Genomic DNA, 278 nt, shown 5'->3' on the forward strand with positions numbered 1-278 from the left:
GCCCGAAGAGGATGTGGTCTCGCAGCAAGGCCTGGACCCACGTCGTCGTCGGGACGTAGCTGACGACCGAGGAGATCATCGGCTCCACACGACGCAGGCCACCGATCTCATCAACCTGTGGACGAGCCTCGTCCAGCACCTCACACAGTTGTTTGGCACGATCGGCGATGAGGAAACGGTCGGCGAGGGCTGGGCACAGTTCCATTGCCGAGACCACGGAACCCAACTGAGTCAGCGCACTGGAACAGACGATGGACCAGAACGTCGTTGCTGGCGCG

The 278-nt window shown here is 62.2% G+C and carries 1 protein-coding gene; it reads right to left on the reverse strand.

Translation table 11 applies throughout. The features are described from left to right. Positions 1-278, reverse strand: a 278-nt coding sequence (locus P9273_RS32085) for a hypothetical protein (RefSeq protein ID WP_278052578.1), incomplete at both ends; no start/stop codon positions are given.

Origin of the sequence: Mesorhizobium sp. WSM4935, from assembly GCF_029625735.1 — a bacterium.
Taxonomy (GTDB): Bacteria; Pseudomonadota; Alphaproteobacteria; order Rhizobiales; family Rhizobiaceae; genus Mesorhizobium.